Source organism: Bacillus cereus group sp. BfR-BA-01492 (assembly GCF_022662815.1).
Taxonomy (GTDB): Bacteria; Bacillota; Bacilli; order Bacillales; family Bacillaceae_G; genus Bacillus_A; species Bacillus_A cereus_BD.
This window is the reverse complement of record NZ_JAKUEH010000036.1, coordinates 1-4,887: the sequence shown is the minus strand read 5'-3', so window position 1 is coordinate 4,887 and position 4,887 is coordinate 1. Positions and strand designations below refer to the sequence as shown.

Here is a 4,887-nt window from a genome sequence, read left to right as displayed (position 1 = left end):
ATCCTGAGCCAGGATCAAACTCTCCAATAAAGTTTGTCTAGCATCATAAATAAAAATTGACGTTTCACGTTGTTTGTTTCGTTCAGTTTTCAGAGAACTCGTTTGTCGCTTTATTTGCGACTTCCTTATGTTAACACTTTTATATTTCAATGTCAACTAAGTTTTTCATCTCGTTTGTCGCGTTTTGCGTTGTTTCTCTCAGCGACTCGTATAATATTACACCTCTATTCATTAATAGTCAATAGTTTTTTTAAAGATATTTATTCTTTCTACCGAATTATAAATATTCCTCTTTTCCCTCTCTATAACTTGTCGATAGATTGCTCATCCATTACATTTTCTATTCAATACCGCAATAACAACCTTATTTTAACAATTTATAGTATATAATGAGATAGCGATTACATTTTTTATTACCAAAGTTATCATACATACACAAATGAAACTACTAACAAAATGACATGAAAAGCAGGTGAAAATATGAAAGAAGTTCGTGTACTTATAGCAGATGATGAAAAAGAAATACGTGATTTATTAAAGAAATATTTAGAACGAGAATTATATACAGTAGATACCGCTATAGATGGCGAAGAAGCTCTCAAGTTATTTACTCATAATACCTATAACCTTGTCATACTAGATTTAATGATGCCTAAAATTGATGGTATCGAAGTATGTAGAAGACTTAGAAATAATACCAACATTCCTATATTAATGCTGACAGCGAAAGATCAAGAGGTAGATAAAATTGTAGGGTTAAGTATAGGTGCTGACGATTACATTACAAAACCTTTTAGCGTTAATGAAGTAATCGCCAGAATTAAAGCGCTTATGAGACGTTTTTTAGTATTAGGAAGTAACGCTAATACACAAGAAAAAACAATCCTAACCTTCAAAGGGCTAACAATTGATAGTAACAAGTACATCGTTACCGTAGATGACAAAGAAATCTCTTTAACAGGAAAAGAATTAGAACTTCTAAAGTTTTTCGCATCAAATCCTGAACAAGTGTTCACAAAAACACAGCTCTTCCGCAATGTTTGGGATAGCAATTATATAGAAGATGATAACACGGTTATGGTACATATTCGGAAACTTAGAAAGAAAATAGAAGCTGATCCTTCAAATCCTAAATTCATCCAAACAGTATGGGGCATTGGCTATAAGTTTGTAGGTGAAAAGTGTGAAGAACGATAAAATTCTCTACCTGATTCTATTTCAGTTCACTATCATTACTGGGATACAATTTATCAATATGACTCATACATTACAATTCATTTTCTTTATACTTCTTATCCTTATCACAATCCGTCTTTTTTTCACAAGACTTTACTTTATAGAAACTAGAAAGTCCATCGTCACAAAACTAGAACGTGTGATTCTCGGTAATTTCCAAACAAGGCTATATACGAATAATGATCGTTCGTTAGATGATGTAATCTTTCATATTAATGAATTAATAGCCGAATTAGAAAAAGTACAAATTGAGGCAAAAAAATCTCAAAAAGTTAGAAAACAACTTCTATCGAGTATTTCACACGATATACGAACACCTCTTACTTCTATTATCGGATATATTGATGCCTTAAAAGATGGTATAGCCACTTCTAAAGAAGAAGAATTAGCGTACCTTGAAATACTCTCAAACAAATCAAATAGTTTAAAACAATTGGTTGATGAAATATTTCATATGGCAAAAATTGATGCAGATGAACTTCCTTTTAAAGAAGAACAGCTAGATTTTTCAGAGATTACACGAGAAACACTCATTGAATTTTTGCCCGAGCTATCCAAATATCATATTGAGTTAAAAGTGGATATTCCAGAAAAGCCTTGTTTGATTACAGGGGATTCTTTTCACATCATACGCGTAATGAACAACCTTATAAAAAATGCTATACATTACGGAAAACAAGGAGCAACATTAGGAGTCAAACTATTAGAACATCACAATGAATACCATTTCCTCGTTTGGGATAAAGGACCTGGTATTCCTCATCAAGATTTGGAACATGTCTTTGAGAGAATGTACCGAATTGATCAATCTCGGAACCTTTCGTCTCGTAGTAGCGGCTTAGGACTTGCTATCGCAAAAGCACTTGTTGAAAAGCACGGAGGTCGTATATGGGTAGAGAGTATTCCATGGGAAAGAACCACTTTTGGCTTTTCCATTCCAAAGCAGAATTCTTTTAAGAAATAGTTAAGAAATGATTAAGTAGCAGTTAAACCCTTCTTTTTATTATGTATGTAAAAGATTATAGAAAGTGGGTGTTCACCATACAGACAATTATTAAAACAACAAACTTAACAAAAGTTTATGGAAAACAGAGATCTGTAGATCATCTCAATATAAATGTAAATAAAGGAGAGATTTACGGATTTATCGGCCGAAATGGCGCAGGTAAAACAACGACGATTCGAATGCTACTAGGCCTTATAAAACCTACAAGCGGAAAAATCGAAATATTCGGAGAGGATTTCGCCAAAAACCAAAAAGATATTTTAAGACGAATTGGTTCAATTGTTGAAGTTCCAGGTTTCTATGAAAACTTAACTGCAAAAGAAAATTTATTAATTAATGCAAAGATTATCGGAGTTCATAAAAAAAATGCGATTGAAGAGGCATTAGAAATTGTCGGTCTGCAGTATGAAACGAAAAAACTGGTTGGAAAATACTCGTTAGGAATGAAACAACGCTTAGGAATTGCAAGAGCACTTCTCCATTATCCAGAACTTTTAATACTAGATGAACCTACAAACGGTTTAGATCCAATTGGAATTAAAGAAATGCGGAAGCTCATTAAATCATTAGCACAAGAAAGAAATATAACGATATTCATTTCTAGCCATATTTTATCTGAAGTCGAACAGTTAGTTGACCATATGGGAGTTATCCACAAAGGGAAATTATTAGAAGAGACATCTTTAGATGCATTACGAAAACTGAATCGCAAATACTTAGAATTCCAAGTAGATGATGATAATAAAGCATCGATGCTTTTAGAAAAACAATTTCATATTTTTGATTATGAAGTACATGATGAAGGAAATATTCGCGTTTATTCTCATTTTGGACAACAAGGTCAAATCAATAAAATGTTTGTTCAAAATGACATTGAAGTATTAAAAATTATGATGAGCGAAGACCGATTAGAAGATTATTTCACCAAATTAGTCGGAGGTGGAACAATTGGTTAATCTCCTATATACAGAGTTATTAAAATTGAAACGTTCTAATATGTTCTTAATTAGTATGATCGGAGCAGCTGTAGCACCATTTATGATTGTTTTAGCTTTTTATATAGAGAAACAAAGTAAGCCATCCGCTCCACCTGCAAATTTCGATGTCCTTTTTCTTAATGTGAATATGTATACAGCTTTATTTATGGGCGTTCTTCTATATGGAGTCGTTACTGCTTATCTCTTTAATCGTGAATACACAGAAAATACATTAAAAAATTTATTAACGATTCCAGTATCACGTTTTCATTTTATTATGAGTAAATTCATCCTTTTATTTCTTTGGATTATGATACTGACCATCATTGCATGGGGACTCACTTTGCTATTAGGACTATTAGGAGGGTTTCCTGGATTAAACAGCATATTACTATTTCAATTTTTAGTGAAATTTTTAATAAGTGGTGGATTTCTTTTTATCTTATCGTCTCCTATTGTATTGGTAACCTTTATAATGAAAACATACGTTCCACCTATTATATTAACAATTGTTATAGCATTGATAAATGTTCTAACTGCAAGTTCAGAACATAAAGATTTATTTCCTTGGACAGCCGCACTAGATATAGTAAACAATGATTTGCAACCAACATATCCTCCTGAATATTCCTATATCAACATTATTACTACATCACTTATCGGCTTTATAGCAACAATATTCTATTTTAAAAAGATTGATATTCATTGAAGTATACAGATGATGAAATGCACTTTATATCTGTATAAACAAGTAGGAAGAAACTTATGAGCGATACAATGATTGCCTTCATACTTGGTATTATAGAAGGATTAGCTGAAGTTTTACCCATCTCTTCTACTGATCATCTTATACTAGTCAGACACTTATTAGACTTTGCAGCCTTTTGCCTACTATCGTATTTTATTAGCTACTCTATTCACAATTTTTATATTGTTATAAGGACAAACAACATACTTTGTAAAATCGATATCTAAAAAAGATATCGATTTTTAGTTGTTATACATATAAAACTTTTCAAATAACATTTGATATGTAAAAATAGTCTTAAAAATCAGAAATCAAGGTGATGAATTATGAATACGTTTGCACAAACATACTGGGATACATATTGGGGAAAACGTGAAAAACCCAAATCAGTCAGTGCTTGGCAATTCGGAGCCTCTCCCGATGATCTTGCTCAGTTAGTAATAAATGGTGTAAAAACCGCAACGTGCTCCGCTCATATATTTTATGAATTAGAAAGTGAAGCACTTCCAGCAGTAAATGATTATAGCATCATATTGAACAGCAAAGACGAACCTGTAGCTATTATTAAAACAATAGAAGTTACTTTAACACCAATGAATGAAGTGAGTGAAGAATTCGCGATTGCAGAAGGAGAAGGGGACCGCACATATGAGTATTGGAAAAATACCCATATAGAATTCTTTACAAATGAGTTGATGAAGATTGGTCGCAAATTTTCCGAAGACATATTGCTCGTTTGTGAACGCTTTGAGCTTATCGATGTAAAAAATAAAAATTTAACCTATAACTACAAAAAAACCTAAGTCAGCTTGACTTAGGTTTTTGCTTGGCGACGTCCTACTCTCACAGGGGCAAGGCCCCAACTACCATCGGCGCTAGAGAGCTTAACTTCCGTGTTCGGTATGGGAACGGGTGTGACC

General features: G+C 32.7%; 6 protein-coding genes and 1 rRNA gene. 6 read left to right on the top strand and 1 reads right to left on the bottom strand.

Annotated elements, in window-relative coordinates:
* Positions 1 to 480: 480 nt before the first annotated feature.
* The 6 genes from MR063_RS21300 to MR063_RS21275 all read left to right on the top strand — a co-directional run bounded on the left by MR063_RS21300 (position 481) and on the right by MR063_RS21275 (position 4,770).
* Positions 481 to 1,197, top strand: a complete 717-nt coding sequence (locus tag MR063_RS21300; protein ID WP_242201301.1) for a response regulator transcription factor — start codon at positions 481 to 483, stop codon at positions 1,195 to 1,197.
* On the top strand, positions 1,184 to 2,200 hold the full coding sequence (locus tag MR063_RS21295; protein WP_242201300.1) for a sensor histidine kinase: 1,017 nt from the start codon (positions 1,184 to 1,186) through the stop codon (positions 2,198 to 2,200). The genes MR063_RS21300 and MR063_RS21295 overlap by 14 nt, the downstream gene beginning before the upstream one ends.
* Before the next feature lie 68 nt (positions 2,201 to 2,268).
* On the top strand, positions 2,269 to 3,198 hold the full coding sequence (locus tag MR063_RS21290) for an ABC transporter ATP-binding protein (protein ID WP_242201304.1): 930 nt from the start codon (positions 2,269 to 2,271) through the stop codon (positions 3,196 to 3,198).
* Positions 3,191 to 3,928: an ABC transporter permease gene (locus tag MR063_RS21285; RefSeq protein ID WP_242201299.1), complete on the top strand. Its 738-nt coding sequence runs from the start codon at positions 3,191 to 3,193 to the stop codon at positions 3,926 to 3,928. Before MR063_RS21290 ends, MR063_RS21285 begins: the two co-directional genes overlap by 8 nt.
* A gap of 56 nt (positions 3,929 to 3,984) precedes the next feature.
* Positions 3,985 to 4,194 (top strand): undecaprenyl-diphosphate phosphatase, encoded by a 210-nt coding sequence (locus MR063_RS21900; RefSeq protein WP_277927973.1) that lies wholly within the window; start codon positions 3,985 to 3,987, stop codon positions 4,192 to 4,194.
* A gap of 99 nt (positions 4,195 to 4,293) precedes the next feature.
* Entirely contained in the window at positions 4,294 to 4,770 is a 477-nt protein-coding gene (locus MR063_RS21275; RefSeq protein ID WP_242201297.1) for an ASCH domain-containing protein, read from the top strand.
* 21 nt (positions 4,771 to 4,791) lie between these two features.
* Here MR063_RS21275 and rrf read toward each other — a convergent pair.
* Positions 4,792 to 4,887: ribosomal RNA gene (rrf, locus tag MR063_RS21270) — 5S ribosomal RNA — on the bottom strand; the annotation flags it as partial.